This is a genomic window from Pseudomonas sp. C1C7 (genome assembly GCF_013359595.1).
GTDB lineage: Bacteria > Pseudomonadota > Gammaproteobacteria > Pseudomonadales > Pseudomonadaceae > Aquipseudomonas.
In genome coordinates, this window is sequence record NZ_JABFMP010000067.1 from 1 (window position 1) to 18,432 (window position 18,432).

At 61.5% G+C, this 18,432-nt stretch carries 15 protein-coding genes; 7 read left to right on the forward strand and 8 right to left on the reverse strand.

Annotation, left to right across the window (positions count from 1 at the left end; all coding sequences use genetic code 11):
• Window positions 1-1,429: carbon starvation CstA family protein (locus HNO86_RS29430; RefSeq protein ID WP_175380450.1), on the reverse strand; the 1,429-nt coding region annotated here is incomplete at its 3' end.
• Between the two features lie 385 nt (window positions 1,430-1,814).
• Here HNO86_RS29430 and HNO86_RS29435 point away from each other — a divergent pair.
• Together HNO86_RS29435 and HNO86_RS29440 are read left to right on the forward strand one after the other, a co-directional pair.
• Window positions 1,815-3,176 (forward strand): cache domain-containing protein, encoded by a 1,362-nt coding sequence (locus HNO86_RS29435; protein WP_175380451.1) that lies wholly within the window; start codon window positions 1,815-1,817, stop codon window positions 3,174-3,176.
• Window positions 3,177-3,200: 24 nt separating this feature from the next.
• Window positions 3,201-3,833: a response regulator transcription factor gene (locus HNO86_RS29440; RefSeq protein ID WP_175380452.1), complete on the forward strand. Its 633-nt coding sequence runs from the start codon at window positions 3,201-3,203 to the stop codon at window positions 3,831-3,833.
• A 245-nt stretch (window positions 3,834-4,078) separates the two neighbouring features.
• On the opposite strand, the gene HNO86_RS29445 is transcribed toward HNO86_RS29440, so the two are convergent.
• The 3 genes from HNO86_RS29445 to HNO86_RS29455 are packed head-to-tail and all read right to left on the reverse strand — an operon-like array spanning window position 4,079 to window position 7,317.
• Entirely contained in the window at window positions 4,079-5,425 is a 1,347-nt protein-coding gene (locus HNO86_RS29445) for a glutamine synthetase family protein (protein ID WP_175380453.1), read from the reverse strand.
• Between the two features lie 22 nt (window positions 5,426-5,447).
• On the reverse strand, window positions 5,448-6,002 hold the full coding sequence (locus HNO86_RS29450) for a helix-turn-helix domain-containing protein (protein ID WP_175380454.1): 555 nt from the start codon (window positions 6,000-6,002) through the stop codon (window positions 5,448-5,450).
• Window positions 6,003-6,027: 25 nt separating this feature from the next.
• The gene (locus HNO86_RS29455) at window positions 6,028-7,317 is read right to left on the reverse strand and encodes an FAD-binding oxidoreductase (RefSeq protein WP_175380455.1); all 1,290 of its coding nucleotides are present in this window, start codon (window positions 7,315-7,317) and stop codon (window positions 6,028-6,030) included.
• Window positions 7,318-7,490: 173 nt separating this feature from the next.
• Here HNO86_RS29455 and HNO86_RS29460 point away from each other — a divergent pair, with 173 nt between their 5' ends.
• The gene (locus HNO86_RS29460) at window positions 7,491-9,035 is read left to right on the forward strand and encodes a hypothetical protein (protein ID WP_175380456.1); all 1,545 of its coding nucleotides are present in this window, start codon (window positions 7,491-7,493) and stop codon (window positions 9,033-9,035) included.
• 94 nt (window positions 9,036-9,129) lie between these two features.
• Here the strand turns inward: HNO86_RS29460 and HNO86_RS29465 are convergent, their stop codons facing one another.
• The 4 genes from HNO86_RS29465 to HNO86_RS29480 all read right to left on the reverse strand — a co-directional run bounded on the left by HNO86_RS29465 (window position 9,130) and on the right by HNO86_RS29480 (window position 14,411).
• Window positions 9,130-9,678, reverse strand: coding sequence for a cupin domain-containing protein (locus tag HNO86_RS29465; RefSeq protein WP_175380457.1), 549 nt, complete (start codon window positions 9,676-9,678; stop codon window positions 9,130-9,132).
• A 328-nt stretch (window positions 9,679-10,006) separates the two neighbouring features.
• Entirely contained in the window at window positions 10,007-11,305 is a 1,299-nt protein-coding gene (locus HNO86_RS29470; protein WP_175380458.1) for an FAD-binding oxidoreductase, read from the reverse strand.
• 52 nt (window positions 11,306-11,357) lie between these two features.
• Entirely contained in the window at window positions 11,358-12,848 is a 1,491-nt protein-coding gene (locus HNO86_RS29475; protein WP_175380459.1) for an aldehyde dehydrogenase, read from the reverse strand.
• Window positions 12,849-13,034: 186 nt separating this feature from the next.
• Window positions 13,035-14,411 carry a glutamine synthetase family protein gene (locus HNO86_RS29480; RefSeq protein WP_175380460.1) on the reverse strand — a complete coding sequence of 459 codons (1,377 nt, stop codon included), beginning with the start codon at window positions 14,409-14,411 and terminating at the stop codon, window positions 13,035-13,037.
• Between the two features lie 283 nt (window positions 14,412-14,694).
• On the opposite strand from HNO86_RS29480, the gene HNO86_RS29485 reads away from it, so the two are divergent.
• From HNO86_RS29485 to HNO86_RS29500, 4 genes are all read left to right on the forward strand, one after another.
• A complete protein-coding gene (locus tag HNO86_RS29485; RefSeq protein ID WP_175380461.1) occupies window positions 14,695-15,456 on the forward strand; it encodes a gamma-glutamyl-gamma-aminobutyrate hydrolase family protein in 762 nt (253 codons plus the stop codon).
• Window positions 15,457-15,787: 331 nt separating this feature from the next.
• On the forward strand, window positions 15,788-16,930 hold the full coding sequence (potA, locus tag HNO86_RS29490) for a polyamine ABC transporter ATP-binding protein (RefSeq protein WP_175380462.1): 1,143 nt from the start codon (window positions 15,788-15,790) through the stop codon (window positions 16,928-16,930).
• Window positions 16,931-16,959: 29 nt separating this feature from the next.
• On the forward strand, window positions 16,960-17,841 hold the full coding sequence (locus HNO86_RS29495) for an ABC transporter permease subunit (RefSeq protein WP_175380464.1): 882 nt from the start codon (window positions 16,960-16,962) through the stop codon (window positions 17,839-17,841).
• Window positions 17,838-18,432, forward strand: a 595-nt coding sequence (locus HNO86_RS29500) for an ABC transporter permease subunit (RefSeq protein WP_175380463.1), incomplete at its 3' end; no start/stop codon positions are given. The genes HNO86_RS29495 and HNO86_RS29500, both read left to right, overlap by 4 nt.

The following is an 18,432-nucleotide window of genomic DNA, read 5'->3' on the forward strand; positions in this document are numbered from 1 at the left end:
ACAGCGCTTCGAACAGGATCGCGAAGTGGTACCAGAACGCCATGGTGTTCTCGCCCGGCAGCACGTGGTGCAGGATCTGCGCGATACCCACCGCCAGGGTCGGCGCACCGCCGGCACGGGCCAGGATGGTGGTTTCACCGATGTCATGGGCCACGGCCTGCAGCGCTTCGGGGGTGATGGTGAAGCCCCAGCTGCTGACAGTTTGTGCAACCGCGACAGCGTCGGCGCCGACCACGGCGGCCGGGCTGTTCATGGCGAAGTACACGCCCGGATCGATCACCGAAGCGGCGACCATGGCCATGATTGCCACGAAGGATTCCATCAGCATGCCGCCGTAACCGATGTAACGGGCATGGCCTTCGCTGGCCAACAGCTTCGGCGTGGTGCCGGAGGCGATCAGCGCATGGAAACCGGACACCGCGCCACAGGCGATGGTGATGAACAGGAACGGGAACAGACCGCCCTTCCACACCGGACCAGTACCGTCGACGAACTGGGTCAGGGCCGGCATTTTCAGCTCTGGCATGGTGACCAGAATGCCGATCGCCAGGGCTACGATCGTGCCGATCTTGAGGAAGGTCGACAGGTAGTCACGCGGCGCGAGGATCAGCCACACCGGCAGAACCGCGGCGACGAAACCGTAGCCGATCAGCATCCAGGTGATCTGTACGCCGGTGAAGGTGAAGACCTTGGCCCAGACCGGGTCAGCGGCAATCTGCCCGCCCAGCCAGATCGAGCCCAGCAGCAACAGCACGCCGATGATGGAAATCTCACCGATGCGGCCCGGACGGATGTAGCGCATGTACACGCCCATGAACATCGCGATCGGGATGGTCGCCATCACAGTGAACATGCCCCACGGGCTGTCGGCCAGGGCCTTGACCACGATCAGTGCCAGCACCGCGAGGATGATGATCATGATCAGGAAGCAGCCGAACAGCGCGATGGTGCCGGGGATACGGCCCATTTCTTCACGGACCATGTCGCCCAGGGAGCGGCCGTTGCGGCGGGTGGAGAGGAACAGGACCATGAAGTCCTGCACCGCGCCAGCCAGCACCACGCCGGCGATCAGCCAGAGCGTGCCGGGCAGGTAGCCCATTTGCGCTGCCAGGACCGGACCGACCAGTGGGCCTGCGCCGGCGATGGCCGCGAAGTGGTGACCGAAGAGGACGTGTTTGTTGGTCGGCACGAAGTCCAGACCGTCGTTGTTGAGCACGGCAGGCGTGGCTCGATTGGGGTCCAGCTGCATCACTTTGTTGGCGATGAACAGGCTGTAGTAACGATAGGCAACGAGGTAGATGGCGACTGCTGCGACTACGATCCAGAGGGCGTTGATCGCTTCGCCGCGGCGCAGGGCCACGACACTCAGCGCAATCGCTCCCAGGACAGCCACGGCAAACCAGGCGAGGTGTTTAGCCAGACGGGGCATAGGGGTCTCCTGCCGACGGCCAGTGGCCACGGCGGTAATTTTTATAATTGTGTCCGCTTTACGGAGCTGGCCAAATATCCGCCCATGGCGTCCACAAATAAATCCGCGTTACTACGTACGTGGCGTCTACGTAGTTCTACGTAGACGCCACATTGGACCTGCGGTGCACTCAGCCATCGGTCATTGCGCCCGGCAGCGCTACTCGACAGGCGTATCTTTGGCCTATGATGCCGCCCTCAGAAAAACCAGAATGACTACCACTGCAGGAGCCGAGCTTGCTCGCGATGCACTCGGAACGCCGCGGGGTGTCTGGTCCCCGGCGTTATCGTTGACGTCCATCGCGAGCAAGCTCGCTCCTACACAAAGCAGGCCCGAGGCGATAACCATGCAGCTCAAACACAAGATCGTCGCCCTCGGCATCCTCCCGCTGGTCCTGGCCATCGCCGTCATCTGCGCCCTGGTGATTTCCCTCAACCGCCAACTGGGCGATCAGCAGGCGCAGCTGATCGAAGACAGCATCCTGGCGAGCAAGCGTGCGGAGTTGAAAAACTACGTAGAGATGGCGCAAAGCCTGATCGAGCCGCTGTACGACGACGGCCACGGAGACGCCGAAGCGCAGAAAAAGGTGCTGGAAGAACTGCGCAAACTCAGCTTCGGCATCAACGGTTACTTCTTCGTCTACGACCATGAGGGCCGCAGCCTGATGCACGCCCGCCAGTCGGAACTGGTGGGCCAATACCTGTGGGACATGAAAGACCCCCACGGCCTGCCGGTGATTCAGGCGCTGCTCAAAAGCGCGCAATCGGGCGAAGGCTTTCAGCGTTATGCCTGGAACAAACCCTCCTCCGGCCAGGTCACCGACAAGCTCGCCTACGTGGTGATGCTCGATCGCTGGGGCTGGATGCTCGGTACCGGGATCTATCTGGAAGACGTCGAGCGCGCCACCCAGCAGGCCCGCGCCGAAGTGGCCATGGGCATTCGCAAGACCATGATGGCGATTGCCGTGGTGGCACTGGTGGCGGTGCTGTTCGTGTTCGGCACCGGCATGACCCTGAACGTCAGCGAACACCGGCTGGCGGACAAGAAGCTGCAGCGCCTGACCCAGCGCATCGTCAGCCTGCAGGAGGAAGAGCGCTCGCGAGTGTCCCGGGAGCTGCACGACGGCATCAGCCAGGTGCTGGTGTCGATCAAGTTCCAGTTCGAACTGGCCAGCCATGTGCTGGAAAACGGCCAGGACAAGGGCCTGGGGATTTTGCGCGATGCCACTGAGCGTTTGGGTGAAGCCATCGGCGAGGTACGCAGCCTGTCCCACGATCTGCGTTCATCCCTGCTCGACACGCTCGGCCTGCAAGCGGCCATCGGCCAACTGGCCGCGGAATTCGAGCAACGCAGCGGGCTGACGGTGAGCTACACCGACAATGAATTCGACTGCCAATTGGTCGATGGCGCGGCGGTCTCGCTGTTTCGCATCGTGCAGGAAGGCCTGACCAACATCGAACGGCATGCCCAAGCCAAGAATGTATCGATCACCCTGCGCGGCTGCGCAGACAATGTGCGCCTGACCGTGGTCGACGATGGCGTGGGTTTCAACGTCGCCCAGGTCGAACGTCGTCAGGCCGGCATCGGCCTGCGTAATATTCGCGAACGCGTCGAACACTTCGGTGGCCGCTTCGATCTGGTGTCCGTGCCGGGCCGAAGCGAACTGGATGTGCTGCTGCCGATGAAGCCGGCCGGCCATCGCGTCTGACCCCATAACAAGAGTGAGCCCTGAATGAACCTGCCCTCCCCGATCCGCGTTGCGTTGGTCGACGATCACTCCCTGGTCCGTGACGGAATCAAGGCACTGCTGTCCGTGATGGCGCCGCTGGAAGTGGTGGGCGAAGCGGAAAACGGCGCCGAGGCGATCGAGATGATCGGGCGCTGCCAGCCGGACCTGCTGCTGGTGGACATCAGCCTGGGCGACATGAACGGCCTGGAACTGACCCGCATGCTGCGCAGCCAGTACCCGTCGCTCAAGGTGCTGGTGCTGAGCATGTATGACAACTATGAATACGTCAGTGAATCGGTGCGCTCCGGCGCCAGCGGCTATGTGCTGAAGAATGCGCCGTCACGGGAAATTATCGCGGCCATCGAAGCGATCACCAGCGGCGGCACCTTTTACAGCGCCGACATCGCCCAACGCCTGATCGCCGACAAGAGCACCGACAACGAGCTGACACCGCGCGAGAGCCAGGTGCTGCGCAAAATGGCCCAGGGTCTGAACAACAAGGAAATGGCGCGAGAACTGGACATCAGCGTGCGCACGGTGGAAACCCATCGCTTGAGCATTCGGCGCAAGTTGAACATCGACAAGCCGGCGGCGTTGGTCAAGTACGCGATTGATCACGGAATTATCTCCCGCTAACCCCGCTCCTACAGTTAAAGGCGGGTCAAATCACAGGCAAAAAAAATCCCGGGCAGCTGATGGACGCCCGGGACTTAAAAATGCATAAACCGTGGTGGTGAACGCGGGGCGAATATTACGGAATATTTCACCCTGTAACAAGATATTTTAATTAACCACTCAGTTACTAACGTCGCTAAGCCCTTATATATCCAGATATTTTTTAGGGTTAACTTCGAATCCTCTTTAACTATGCCTTGGCGTAATTAAAGGAACCAGCGATATTCCCGCGCACTGATTTCATTCATGAACGCCAGATGATCCTGGCGCTTGTTCTCGCAATACACATCGACAAACTCCGCCCCCAGACCTTCACGCACCGGTGCGTGGTTCTGCATGGAACGCACGGCCTCAAGCATCTCCAGCGGGAAATCCACGCCACTGCTGCGATCATCATTGAGCGGCGCAATCGGCTCGCGCTTCTGTTCCAGGCCCTGCTCCAGACCGATCAGGATCGCCGCCAGCACCAGATACGGGTTGGCATCGGCGCCGGCCAGGCGATGTTCGATGCGCAGGTTTTTCGCGTCCGACTCCGGCACCCGCAGGCACGCATCGCGGTCTTCGAAACCCCAGCTGGCGCGGGAAGCGACGTTCACCGTGGCGCTCAGGCGACGGGTGGCGTTGTGGTTCGGGGCGAAGATCGGCATGCAGTGCGGCAACACGTCCAGGCAACCGGCCACCGCATGGCGCAGGGCTTTTTGCCCGTCGGCCGCCAGCAGGTTGTTGCCCGCTTTGTCGTACAGGCTCACATGCACATGCATGCCGCTGCCGGGGTGCTGCAGATACGGCTTGGCCATGAAACTGGCGCGATAGTTGTGCTTGAGCGCCACGCCGCGGGTGCTGCGACAGAACAAGGCGGCCCAGTCGGCGGCGCGCAATCCGTCGTCGAGGTGACCGAAGTTGATTTCGAACTGACCGGGGCCCAGTTCCGCGGTGATCACCGTGGCGTCGATGCCCTGGGCTCTTGCGGTCTCGACCATTTCATCGAGCACCGGGGCGAAGCGGGTCAGGCGCTCGATGTGCATGTTCGGCTGATCATCGGGATCGCCGGTCAACGGGTCACGGGCAAACTGAGGCAAGCCATCGCGCAGGTGGCTGTCGAACAGATAGAACTCCAGCTCGAACGCCACCACCGGGAAAATGCCCTTGCGCCCCAACCGCCCCAGCACCTGCGCCAGCACTTCACGGGGTTCGAATTCGATGGGCTTTTGCGTGCCGTCGGAGGTGATCAGCATCTGCCCCAGCGGCTGCTGTTCCCAGCTCACCAGCTTCAAGGTGCCCGGCACCAGGCGCCGTTGCGCGTCCGGGTCGCCGTCGTTGAAGCAATAGTCGCCGATCTTGAACAGGCCGCCCTGGGTGCCGAGCAACACGCAGTTCTGCGGCAACTTCAGCGCGCTGCCGGCGGCGACTTTTTCGAGCATTTCGATCGGGTAACGCTTGCCGTAGAAATGCCCCGGAATGTCCAGGGAGATCAAATCGACGAAGCGCACGTCGGGGTAGCGCTGACGAAACTCGCCCACTTCGGCCAGCAATTGAGTGTAGACAGCATCCATCATGTTGATCCTTGTTGTTTTATCAGGTGTAGACCCAAAGTACGCGGGTGAGCTGGTCACCCAGGTTGCCGTAGCGGCAATGGGCATGGCTGGCCAGCTGGAAACTGTCGCCGGCGCGCAGGGTCACCGGTTCATCGTCATCGAGCCACAGGGTCAGCTCGCCTTCGAGCACGTAACCGCCCTGCTCCGAGCTGTCCTTCATGTGCCGCTCGCCACTGCTGGCACCGGGCTCCAGCTGGCTTTCGAGCATGGAAAAGGACGCGCGCATCTTCGGCGAGACCAGGATGTCGGTGATGCCATCGGCGTAGTACAGCGTGCGGCGCTCGTCCGGGCGGGTCACCCAGGGCAACGCCATGGGTTTGGGAAGGCTGTAGAAATAGGTGGTGGGCACGCCGAGGGTTTCGCTGATGGCGGTCAGGTCCGCCACCGTCGGCCGCGACAGCCCGCGCTCGACCTGGGACAGAAAACCCACGGAACGACCGATTTTGTCCGCCAGATCCTTGAGCGTGTACTTTTTGTGTTTGCGCAGGTCCTGGATCAGGATCGCCAGCGCCGAAATCTCTTCTTGCATGTCCATCTATTGGCTTCCAGAAAGTGCCGAATCAAATGCTGTCGCGCAGCCGGTACCAGGCTTTGCCGATGGCTTCCAAAGGCGCGGCCATGTATTTGCCGCCGGGGAAGCTGCCGTTGGTCAGGCCCTGATACAACGCCAGCTCATCCGCGTTACCGAGTATCGCATCGGACACCGCCCGCGCCCCGGCCAGGGTCGGCAGCACGCCATGTCCGGAATAGCCCTGCAACCAGTACAGATCGCCGCGTCGACCGATATCCGGCGTGCGATTCAAGGTCAGGTCGATGTGACCGCCCCAGGAAAACTCCAGCTCCACGCCTTTGAGCTGCGGGAACACCCGCTCCAGGCATGGCCGGGTGGCTGCGGCGATGTCCTTGGGCATCCCGCCCAGATAAGTGCAGCCACCGCCGAACAGCAGGCGGTTGTCCGGGGTGCGGCGGAAATAGTCGAGCACGAACTGGTTGTCGGTGACGCACACATTGCTCGGCAGCAGCGCCGTCGCCTGGGCCTCCGACAGCGGCGCCGTGGCCACCTGATAGGTGCCAACCGGCAATACGCAACTCGACAGCTGCGGATCGAGCCGGTCCAGATAGGCATTGCAGGCCAGCACCAGCACATCCGCACGAATGCTGCCGCGCTCGGTGGTCACTCGATACCCGTCGCCATCCTCGCTGTAACTGAGCGCCTTGCTCTGTTCATGGATCACCCCGCCCGCCCGCTCGATGGCGCCAGCCAGGCCCAGCGCCAGCTTCAACGGATTGAGGTGCCCGCCTTCCGGGTCGAACAGACCGGCCTGGTAACGGTCGCTGGCCACCCACTCCGGCAACTGACTGCGCTCGATGAACTGCAAGCCGTCGTGACCCCATTTGTGACTGGCCTCGTGCTGCCATTCGGTCAGCAGACTGACCCGCCGAGGCATCACCGAGGTCCAGAGATGCCCGGGCCGGTAATCGCAATCGAAACCATGGCGCGTCGGCAGTTCACGCAACTCCTGCGCGGCCCAACGCATGCCGTCCCACAACCGCCGGGCACGCTCGTAACCCAACGCAGCCTCCAGCGGTGGCATGTCACAGGACCAGCCCAGGATCGCCTGCCCGCCATTACGCCCCGACGCCGCCCAGGCCACCCGACTAGCTTCCAGCAAGGTCACGCGCTTGCCGGCCAGGGCCAGGCGCAGCGCGGTGTGCAAGCCGCTGAAACCGGCGCCGATGATCAACACTTCAGTGTGCTGTTCACCCTTCAAGGCCGGCCGATTGACCAGGCGATCGCTGCAGGAATGGGCGTAATAGCTGGCGACGTGCTGCGTGGATTGCTGAAACATGACCGGCTCCATGAAATTTTATAGTTTTAATTTCATGAAAAAATACACGATGATTTTCACGCAGGCAATCAGCGCGAGACGAAGCGCCGGTTTTAGTCCGAACAGCCGATGCCAAAACCGCCTCGGTGCTGCTTATTGGGCGCCCCCTCCCACAATAAAAAGACGAGGCCTCGATGCGCGCCCCACTTCTGCTCGCCCTGCCCCTGTTGGGCCTGCTCGTTGCCTGTTCCGAGCCCCATGACCCGCAACCGCTGGACAACACCGGCAAAGCCATTCCCTTGATCGGCGCGGCAACCGTTGCCCAACCCTTGAGCGGCAGCATTCCCGCCCACCCGTTCATGGCGAGCAACGGCAGCAGCTACATGCATTCCGATGGCTACAGCTCCGACACCCACCCGGGACCCGGCCCGCTGGGCCGCGACACCCAGGTGAACAGCCGCGATGGCAGCCGCAAGCCCGGTGGCATGTGTCCGATTCATACCTTCGATCAACAGGGTCGACTGGTGGTGTTGTGCGCCAACCTGATGCAATTCGAACTGCAATTGCTCGAGCCGCGCACGCTTGAACTGCTGGCCCGTTATCCGCTGCCACCACGGCCGTCGACCTTCCATGCGCTGATCACCCTCGATCCCGACAAGATCATGGCCGACACCTCGGGCGCGTATTTCTATGTCGATGCACAGAATCGCGTGGTGATCGCCGACGCCGAGCAGCACATCCAGCGTGTTGTGCATCGTCAGGATGAAACCGGTGCGTGGCTGTTCGAGGCGGTCGACAACTGGGACCTGAGCGACAAGGTGCCCCACGATTGCGTGCGGCCGACCTCATGGTTTCCCAAGGGTGAATGCGACCCCATCACCGGGGTCATCCCGGATCACCAGGGCCTGATCTGGTGGATCACCCGTCGCGGCCGGCTCGGCACACTGAACCCCGAGACCGGTGCGGTCCAGGGCATCCAGCTGGCGAACGAGGAGATTCAGAACGGCATGTCGGTGGCGGCCGACGGCGTGTATGTGGTCTCCGATCACGCCATGTACCGCTTCAGCGCCGATGCCGACGGCAAGCCGCTGCAGGGCTGGCGCGAAACCTATGATCGCGGCACCGGGCGCAAAGTCGGGGCGATCAATCAGGGCAGCGGCACCACACCGACATTGATGGGCGATCGCTACGTCACCATCACCGACAACGCCGACGGACGCATCAACCTGCTGGTCTACCGCCGCGAGCAGGACTTCGCGGGCAACCGGCTGATCTGCAAACTGCCGATATTCACCCAGAACGCCTCGGCCACCGACAACTCCGCCATCGGCTGGGGCCGCTCGATCATCATGGAAAACAACGCCGGCTACACTAGCGCCTTCGCTCAGCAGGACTGGCAGGCGGTAAACGGCGGAATCAGCCGCGTCGACATCCGCGAGGATGAATCGGGGTGCGACCTGGTCTGGGAATCGAAAGAACGCTCGCCATCGGTAGTGCCGAAACTCTCGGTGGCCAACGGACTGCTCTACTTCTACACCTTCGAACCCCAACCCGACGGCGAAAACGCCTGGTACCTGATGGCCCTCGACTTCACCACCGGCCAGACCCGCTTCAAAGCATTGAGCGGAGTCGGCCAGGCCTTCGACAACAACTGGTCCCCGATCACTTTGGCGCCGGATGGCACGGCGTATGTCGGGACGTTTGGTGGGTTGGTTGCGTTGTGGGACAGGGAGAAATGAGCCTGTGGGCCTGAGAGCCTGCGGTGACTGGGCATTCATCGCGAGCAGGCTCGCGCCCACAGGGGACCGGGTTGATTCCGAAATCCTCAGATCATCAGAAGTTCGCCGGGGTGTTGGCGCTGATGATTTCGGCCTCGTCCGCGCCGATGTTGCGGAAGCTGTGCGGCAAGGTGGTCGGGAAGTAGTAGCCATCGCCGGCGCCCAGGATACTGACCTGGCCGTCCACGGTGAGTTCTACCGTACCTCGGGTAACCAACCCGCACTCCTCGCCTTCGGCGTGCACGATCGGCTCTTCCCCGGAGCTCGCGCCAGGCGCGTACTGCTCGCGCAGCAGGCGCATCTGGCGGCTGGGTACGGAGGCGCCGATCAGCAGCAGGCGCAGGCCGTGGCGGCCCAGGTCCGGTTGCTCGTTGGCGCGGAAGACGTATTGGTGTTCGCGCGGCGGCTGGTCGAAGGTGAAGAAGTCCGCCAGAGACATGGGGATGCCTTCGAGCAGTTTTTTCAGGGAACTGACCGAGGGGCTGACGCGGTTCTGCTCGATCAGCGAGATGGTGGCATTGGTGACGCCGCTACGGCGGGCCAGCTCGCGCTGGGACAGTTTGTAGCTTTCGCGTACTAATTTGAGTCGTGAGCCCGTATCCATGACAGCCTTATGTGCTTGGTACTTAAGGGTAATGGGGGTGGAGAGCAGGCGCGGATCACGCCGTTTTCCGGTCCCGGAAACGTGAAAGGCGGCTATTAAATCACGTTTGTCGGTGTTGCAAAGCAGCTTCGATAAACGGCAGAAAAAAAGACCTTGTGGGAGCGGGCTTGCCCGCGAAGGCGGAGTGCCAGAAGACATAAAATACTGTCTGGCCTGGCGCTATCGCGGGCAAGCCCGCTCCCACAGGTCAGTCAGTGTTCATGCAGACACTGACAGGCAATTAAAAAGCCGGCGATGCCCTTGGGGGCCACCACCGGCGAGGTAACGCTTAGATCCCGAACCGGTCACGCAACGCGTAGTACGCCGCGCCCATGGCGGTGAGCGGGGCCTGGAAGGTGCGCCCGCCCAACATCGGCATGTGTGGCAGGGAGGCGAAGGCGTTGAAGCGCTCGGCGTCGCCACGGATCATTTCAGAGATCAGCTTGCCGGCCAGGTGCGAGCAGGTGACGCCGTGGCCGCTGTAGCCCTGCATGTAGTAGGCATTCTTCTCGATACGGCCGAATTGCGGCATGCGCGACATGGTCAGCAGGAAGTTGCCGGTCCAGCGGTAGTCGATCTTCACGTCCTTGAGCTGCGGGAAGGTCTTGAGGATTTTCGGGCGGATCAGTTGCTCGATATCGTCCGGCTCGCGGGCGCCGTAGACCACGCCACCGCCGTACAGCAGACGGTTGTCGGCGGTCAGGCGGAAGTAGTCGAGCAGGTAGTTGCAGTCTTCGACGCAGTAGTTGTTGGTGATCAGGCTCCTGGCCTGCTTCTCGGTCAAAGGTTCGGTGACGACGATCTGCGAACCGCAAGGCATGCTCTTGGCGGTGACGCGATTGTCCAGGCCCTGCGGCAGGTAGGCGTTACCGGCGATCAGCAGGTACTTGGCGCGCACCACGCCTTTGGCGGTGCGCACGACGTTCGGCTCGCCGTAGGTGATTTCCACCGCCGCCGATTGTTCGAAGATCTGCCCGCCCAGGCCAATGATCGCCGAAGCTTCGCCCAGCGCCAGGTTCAGCGGGTGAATGTGCCCACCTTGCATGTCCAGGAGGCCACCGACGTAGTTGTCGCAACCCACTTCGCGCTTGATGTCCGACTCGCTGAGCAGGGTCAGGTTCTTGTTGCCGTAGCGTTCCCAGGTTTTCTTCTGTTCGGCCAGGCCCTTGAACTGCTTCTTGTTCAGCGCGGCGAAGATGCCGCCCGGACGGTAGTCGCACTGGATGTCGTAGTGCTGTATGCGCTGACGAATGATGTCGGCGCCTTCGAAGATCATGCTGCCCAGCACTTCGGCGGTCTTGTCGCCATAACGCTCTTCGATCACGTCGACGTCACGGCTGTAGGAGTTGACCAGTTGACCGCCGTTGCGACCGCTGGCGCCGAAGCCGACTTTCGCCGCTTCCAGCACGGTGACCTTGTAGCCGGCTTCGGCCAGGAACAGTGCCGAGGACAGACCGGTGTAGCCGGCGCCGATCACGCAGACGTCGCACTCCACCAGCTCTTCGAGCACCGGGAAATCGCCGGTGAAGTTGCGGGTGGCGGCGTAGTAGCTGTCTACGTGTTTTTGATTGGCAGAATTGTGTTTCATAGGTTTCTCCGATGGCCGCCAGCACAACCGGCGGCCGCCGCTTTTATTGTTGTTAGAGCTTGATCCAGGTCGCTTTGAGTTCGGTGTACTTGTCGAACGCATGCAGCGATTTGTCCCGACCGTTGCCCGACTGCTTGAACCCGCCGAACGGCGCGGTCATGTCACCGCCGTCGTACTGGTTGACCCACACGCTGCCGGCACGCAGGCCACGGGCGAAGGTGTGGGCCTTGCTCAGGTTGCTGGTCCACACGCCGGCGGCCAGGCCGAAGATGCTGTCGTTGGCGATTTGCAATGCTTGCTCGGCTGTATCGAAGGTGATCAGCGACAGCACCGGGCCAAAGATCTCTTCCTGGGCGATGGTCATGGCGTTGGTCACGCCGTCGAAAATCGCCGGTTCCACGTACAGGCCACCGGTGCTTTCCAGCGTGCGCTGGCCGCCGGCAATCAGTTCGGCGCCCTGCTGGCGACCGATGTCGATGTAGCGCAGCACGTTGTCCAGTTGACGCTGATCGACCACGGCGCCGACGGTGGTTTCAGGATCCAGGGCGTGCCCCGGTTTCCAGGCCTTGAGGGCGTCCACCAGCAGCGGGATGAACTGATCGCGGATCGAGCGCTCCACCAGCAGGCGCGAACCCGCGGTGCAGACTTCGCCCTGGTTGAAGGCAATACCGCTGGCCGCTGCCTGGGCCGCCACGCGCAGGTCCGGTGCGTCGGCGAACACCACGTGCGGGCTCTTGCCGCCGGCTTCGAGCCAGACGCGTTTCATGTTGCTTTGCCCGGCGTAGATCATCAGTTGCTTGGCGATTGCGGTGGAGCCGGTGAAGGCCAGCACGTCGACGTCCATGTGCAGCGCCAGCGCCTTGCCCACGGTGTGGCCGAAGCCCGGCAGCACGTTGAACACGCCTTTGGGAATGCCGGCTTCCAGTGCCAGTTGAGCGATGCGAATCGCGGTCAGCGGCGACTTTTCCGAAGGCTTGAGGATGAACGAGTTGCCTGCCGCCAGTGCAGGCGCGAATTTCCAGCTGGCCATGATCAGCGGGAAGTTCCACGGCACGATGGCCGCGACCACGCCGGCCGGTTCACGGGTGACAAGGCCCAGTTGATCGTGGGGCGTGGCGGCAACTTCGTCATAGATCTTGTCGATGGCTTCGGCGGTCCAGCGGATCGCGTTGGCGGTCGCCGGGATATCGACGTTCATCGAGTCGCTGATCGGCTTGCCCATGTCCAGGGTTTCCAGCAGCGCGAGTTCTTCGCGGTGGGCCAGGATCAGGTCGGCGAAGCGGATCAGGGTGCGCTTGCGTTCGGCCGGGGCGAGATTGCGCCACACGCCGGATTCGAAGGTACGGCGAGCCACCGTCACCGCGGCGTTGGCATCGGCTTCGTCGGTGCTGGCAACGTTGGCCAGGAAACGACCGTCCACGGGACTGACGCATTCAAACGTGGCGCCGCTTGCGGCCGCGCAATATTGACCGTCGATGAAGGCACGGCTTTCGATGGTGAGGGACTGGAAGCGTTGTTCCCAGTCGCTGCGGGTCATGGTCATGAGAGTGACTCACACAGAGAAATGGTTGGACGCGGGACCGATGCCCACAATCCGGAATTTGATACCCGATCCCTGTAGGAGCTGCCGAAGACTGCGATCTTTTGATTTTTGTGTTCAAAAGCAAGATCAAAAGATCGCAGCCATCGGCAGCTCCTGCAGAGGCAGGTCAGACATCAGGTGTGCCCGTTAGACGGTATGCAAGTACCAGTTGTACTCAAGGTCGGAGATGGAGTTTTCGAACTCGGCCAGTTCGCTTTCCTTGCACGCCACGAACACGTCGATGTACATCGGGTCGATGTACTTGGCCATGACTTCGTCATCATCCAGTACACGCAGGGCATCGCGCAGGTTGTTCGGCAGGCTTTGCTCGTTCTGCTCGTAGCTGTTGCCTTCCACCGGTGCGCCCGGCTCGATCTTGTTGGTCAGGCCGTGATGCACGCCCGCCAGGACCGAAGCCATCAGCAGGTACGGGTTGGCGTCGGCACCTGCCACGCGGTGTTCGATGCGCACGGCGTCCGGGGAGCCGGTCGGTACGCGGACCGCCACGGTGCGGTTGTCGATGCCCCAGCTCGGCGAGTTCGGCACGTAGAACTGGGCGCCGAAACGACGGTAGGAGTTGACGTTCGGGCAGAGGAAGGCCATCTGCGCCGGCAGGGTCTCCAGCACACCGCCGATCGCATGACGCAGCGCGGCGTTCTGCTCGGGATCCTCGCTGGCGAAGATGTTGTTGCCTTCCTTGTCCAGCACCGAAATGTGCACGTGCAGACCGTTGCCCGCCTGGCCCGGGTACGGCTTGGCCATGAAGGTGGTATCCATCTCGTGGTCGTAGGCGATGTTCTTCACCAGACGCTTGAGCAGGACCGCGTAGTCGCAGGCCTTTATAGGATCGGCCACGTGATGCAGGTTGACTTCGAACTGCGCCGGGGCGCTCTCCTTGACGATCGCGTCAGCCGGGATGCCCTGCTCTTTCGCGCCTTCGAGGATGTCCTGCAGGCAGTCGACGTATTCGTCCAGATCGTCGATCAGGTAGACCTGGGTCGACATCGGGCGCTTGCCGGACACCGGCGAACGCGGCGATTGCGGACGACCGTTCACGTTGTCCTGGTCGATCAGATAGAACTCGAGCTCGAACGCGGCGCAGATGGTCAGGCCCAGTTCGTCGAACTTGCGCACCACGTTGGCCAGCACTTCACGAGGGTCGGCGAAGAACGGCTGGCCTTCCAGTTCGTGCATGGTCATCAGCAGTTGCGCGGTCGGGCGCTTCTGCCATGGCTCGATACTCAGGGTGCCGGGGATCGGGTAGCAGATCCGGTCGGCATCGCCGATGTCCAGGCCCAGGCCGGTGCTTTCCACGGTGGAGCCATTGATGTCCAGCGCGAACAGCGACGCTGGCAGGTTGATGCCTTTCTCGTAGACCTTATGAAGACTGGTGCGCTCGATGCGCTTGCCGCGCACCACGCCGTTCATATCCGCAATCAGAAGGTCGACGTACAAAACCTCAGGATGTTTCTTAAGGAATGCGTTTGCTTCGTTGAGTTGAACGGCACGCAGAGGGACCGACATGATGCACCTATTTTTTACTGTTAATTATTATGTTCACCGCCCTTTCACGCAGCCAGTCAATCCGAAAGGCAAAGTGAAGTCAATAGCGAACACCTGGCCTTTCAGCGTTTATTTTTGGGCCTCCCAGAGGCACGAGAGTGCCAGATCCGTCGCCAAACACGCGTAAATGCTGAAGATCGGACGCGCGGCGTTTAGAATTTTTTACATGACAGTTGTTAATTAAAATCAACGAGGCTAAGCTCCAGAAAAGCTCGTTCAAGTGTCAAACTTCGAGGTGATAAAAATGGCATTCAAGCCATTGATCGGCGTTACTGCGTGCGTCAAACAAATTGGCCTGCACCCCTACCATGTCAGCGGCGACAAATACCTGCGTGCTGTCAGCGTTGCGGCGCTGGGGCTGCCCGTCGTCATTCCTTCCCTGGCGGAACTTACCGAAATCGAGGATCTGCTGCCGCAGCTCGACGGCCTGTTGCTCACCGGTTCGCCGTCGAATGTGGAGCCCTTCCACTATCAAGGCCCGGACAGCGCCCCCGGCACCGAACACGATCCCCAGCGGGATCGCACCACCCTTCCCCTGATCCGCGCGGCCGTCGCCGCTGGCGTGCCGGTGCTCGGCATCTGCCGTGGCTTTCAGGAGATGAACGTGGCGTTCGGTGGCAGCCTGCATCAGAAGGTTCATGAACTGCCCGGCTTTCTCGATCACCGTGAAGCCAACCATCCGGACCTGGCGGTGCAATACGCCCCGGCCCACGCGGTCACCGTGCAAGCGGGCGGCGTGTTCCAGGCGCTGGATCTGCCGGCCGAATTCCAGGTCAACTCGATTCACAGCCAGGGCATCGACCGGCTCGCTCCGGGCCTGCGCTCGGAAGCCGTCGCACCCGATGGCCTGATCGAGGCGATCTCGGTACAGAACAGCAAGGCCTTCGCCCTCGGCGTGCAATGGCACCCGGAATGGCAGGTGCTGGACAACCCGCCTTACCTGCGCATCTTCCAGGCGTTCGGTGACGCGTGCCGGCAACGGGCGGCACTGCGTAACCCGCGCTGACTTAAAGCACTGACACCCCTTTTACTGCCCCCGTGAGCCTGTCGGGCGTGCCTTTGCGCGCCCGTCATTCACGACAACAACACACTGCAATAACAACAAGTACCGCAGCCAGGAAGGCGGCACCGAATAAACCCGGACGGGCAAGTGTCGCTCCCTGTAGGAGCTGCCGAAGGCTGCGATCTTTTGACTTTGCTTCTCAAGATCAAAATCAAAAGATCGCAGCCTTCGGCAGCTCCTACAGAGATCGTGAACAAATGGCTTTTCGGGTTTGCAATCAACTATTAAGCCGGGCTGTGTTGGCCTGGCGACTGAAATCTGTTGGGAGTTTCACATGGCAAACGCCTCCAGCACCTACAGGAAGGCCCTTGAAGGTCACCACGCTCCGAAAAAGGTCTTGGTGAAAGTCGATCGCGTCACCAAGAAGTTCGACGAAACCACCGCCGTGGACGATGTGTCCCTGGAAATCCATCAGGGCGAAATCTTTGCCCTGCTCGGTGGCTCCGGTTCCGGTAAATCGACGCTGCTGCGCATGCTCGCCGGCTTCGAACGCCCGACCGAAGGGCGGATTCTGCTCGACGGCGTGGACATCACCGACCTGCCGCCCTACGAGCGGCCGATCAACATGATGTTCCAGTCCTATGCCCTGTTCCCGCACATGACCGTGGCGCAGAACATCGCCTTCGGCCTCAAGCAGGACCGTTTGCCCGCTGCTGAAATCGACGCCCGCGTTCAAGAGATGCTGCGTCTGGTGCACATGACCCAGTACGCCAAGCGCAAGCCGCACCAACTGTCCGGCGGCCAGCGTCAGCGTGTGGCCCTGGCCCGCTCCCTGGCCAAGCGTCCGAAGCTTCTGCTGCTCGACGAACCGATGGGCGCGCTGGATAAAAAGCTGCGCTCGCAAATGCAACTGGAGCTGGTGGAGATCATCGAGCGCGTGGGCGTGACCTGCGTGATGGTGACCCACGACCAGGAAGAAGCCATGACCATGGCCCAGCGCATCGCGATCATGCACCTGGGCTGGATCGCCCAGATCGGCAGCCCGGTGGATGTGTACGAAGCACCGGTCAGCCGCATGGTCTGCGAGTTCATCGGCAACGTGAACGCCTTCGAAGGCACCGTGGTGGAAGACCTGGAAGGCCACGCAATCATTCACAGCCCGGACCTGGACCAGAAGATCTACGTCGGCCACGGCGTCAGCACTTCGGTGGAAGACAAGTCGATCACCTACGCCATTCGCCCGGAAAAACTGCTGGTCAGCACCACCAAGCCCGACTGCCGTTACAACTGGTCCAGCGGCAAGGTGCATGACATCGCCTACCTGGGCGGGCACTCGGTGTTCTACGTCGAGCTGCCTGGCGGCAAAGTCGTGCAGTCGTTCATGGCCAACGCCGAACGCCGTGGCGCGCGTCCGACCTGGGACGATCAGGTCTACGTGTGGTGGGAAGACGACAGCGGCGTGGTACTGCGCGCATGAAAACCCTCAATCAGCAATTCATGCGCTTTGTGCCGAGTGGCCGCAAGGTCGTGATCGGCATTCCATTCCTGTGGCTGTTCCTGTTCTTCATGCTGCCGTTCTTTTTGGTGATGAAGATCAGCTTCTCTGAAGCAGCCCTGGCCATTCCACCCTACTCGGAGATCTACTCCTACGCCGAGCAGAAACTCAACCTGCTGCTCAACATCGGCAACTACACGATGCTGGGTGAGGACGAGCTGTACCTGTCGGCCTACCTGGGTTCGTTGAAGGTCGCCTTCTTCAGCACCCTGATGTGCCTGGTGATCGGTTTCCCGATGGCCTACGCCATTACCAAGGCCAGCAAGGAAGCACAGAACGTGCTGATGCTGCTGATCATGATGCCGACCTGGACCGCGATCCTGATCCGCGTGTATGCGTGGATGGGCATCCTCAGCAACAACGGTCTGCTCAACGGCTTCCTGATGTGGATCGGCCTGACTGACCACCCGATCGAGATCCTCAACACCAACACAGCCGTGTATATCGGCGTGGTGTATGCGTATCTGCCGTTCATGATCCTGCCGCTGTACGCCAACCTGGTGAAGCACGATCAGAGCCTGCTGGAAGCCGCGTCGGACCTGGGTTCGAGCACCTTCAACAGCTTCTGGAAAATCACTGTGCCGCTGGCCAGGAACGGCATCATCGCCGGTTGCATGCTGGTGTTCATTCCGGTGGTGGGCGAGTTCGTGATCCCTGAACTGCTCGGTGGTCCGGAGACGCTGATGATCGGTCGTGTGCTGTGGCAGGAGTTCTTCAACAACCGCGACTGGCCGGTGGCGTCCGCCCTGGCGGTGGTGATGCTGTTGATCCTGATTGTGCCGATTCTGCTGTTCAACCGCAGTCAGGCTAAAGAGATGGAGGCACGGGGATGAAACGTAACGGCTTTTCAAAAATGATGTTGGTGCTCGGCCTGTCGTTCATCTACCTGCCGATGCTGATTCTGGTGATCTACTCGTTCAACGCCTCCAAGCTTGTGACGGTGTGGGGTGGCTGGTCGTTCAAGTGGTACGCCGGCCTGCTCGACAATGCGCAGCTGATGGGCTCGGTGGTGCGCTCGCTGGAAATCGCCTGCTACACCGCGATTGCCGCCGTGGCGCTGGGCACCCTGGCCGCCTTCGTGCTGACCCGGGTGACCCGCTTCAAGGGCCGCACGCTGTTCGGCGGCCTGGTCACCGCACCGCTGGTGATGCCTGAGGTAATTACCGGTCTGTCGCTGTTGCTGCTGTTCGTGGCCATGGCGCAGTTGATCGGCTGGCCGATGGAACGCGGCATCGTGACCATCTGGATCGCCCACACCACCTTTTGTGCCGCTTATGTGGCAGTGGTAGTCTCCGCCCGCCTTCGCGAACTGGACCTGTCCATCGAAGAAGCGGCCATGGACCTGGGTGCCAAGCCGTTCAAGGTGTTTTTCCTGATCACCATCCCGATGATCGCGCCATCGCTGGCGGCGGGCGGCATGATGT

Coding starts and splice junctions, on each gene's coding strand:
- HNO86_RS29435 (WP_175380451.1), top strand. CDS start 1,815: ATGCAGCTCAAACACAAGATCGTCGCCCTCGGCATCCTCCCGCTGGTC.
- HNO86_RS29440 (WP_175380452.1), top strand. CDS start 3,201: ATGAACCTGCCCTCCCCGATCCGCGTTGCGTTGGTCGACGATCACTCC.
- HNO86_RS29445 (WP_175380453.1), bottom strand. CDS start 5,425: ATGGATGCTGTCTACACTCAATTGCTGGCCGAAGTGGGCGAGTTTCGT.
- HNO86_RS29450 (WP_175380454.1), bottom strand. CDS start 6,002: ATGGACATGCAAGAAGAGATTTCGGCGCTGGCGATCCTGATCCAGGAC.
- HNO86_RS29455 (WP_175380455.1), bottom strand. CDS start 7,317: ATGTTTCAGCAATCCACGCAGCACGTCGCCAGCTATTACGCCCATTCC.
- HNO86_RS29460 (WP_175380456.1), top strand. CDS start 7,491: ATGCGCGCCCCACTTCTGCTCGCCCTGCCCCTGTTGGGCCTGCTCGTT.
- HNO86_RS29465 (WP_175380457.1), bottom strand. CDS start 9,678: ATGGATACGGGCTCACGACTCAAATTAGTACGCGAAAGCTACAAACTG.
- HNO86_RS29470 (WP_175380458.1), bottom strand. CDS start 11,305: ATGAAACACAATTCTGCCAATCAAAAACACGTAGACAGCTACTACGCC.
- HNO86_RS29475 (WP_175380459.1), bottom strand. CDS start 12,848: ATGACCATGACCCGCAGCGACTGGGAACAACGCTTCCAGTCCCTCACC.
- HNO86_RS29480 (WP_175380460.1), bottom strand. CDS start 14,411: ATGTCGGTCCCTCTGCGTGCCGTTCAACTCAACGAAGCAAACGCATTC.
- HNO86_RS29485 (WP_175380461.1), top strand. CDS start 14,695: ATGGCATTCAAGCCATTGATCGGCGTTACTGCGTGCGTCAAACAAATT.
- potA (WP_175380462.1), top strand. CDS start 15,788: ATGGCAAACGCCTCCAGCACCTACAGGAAGGCCCTTGAAGGTCACCAC.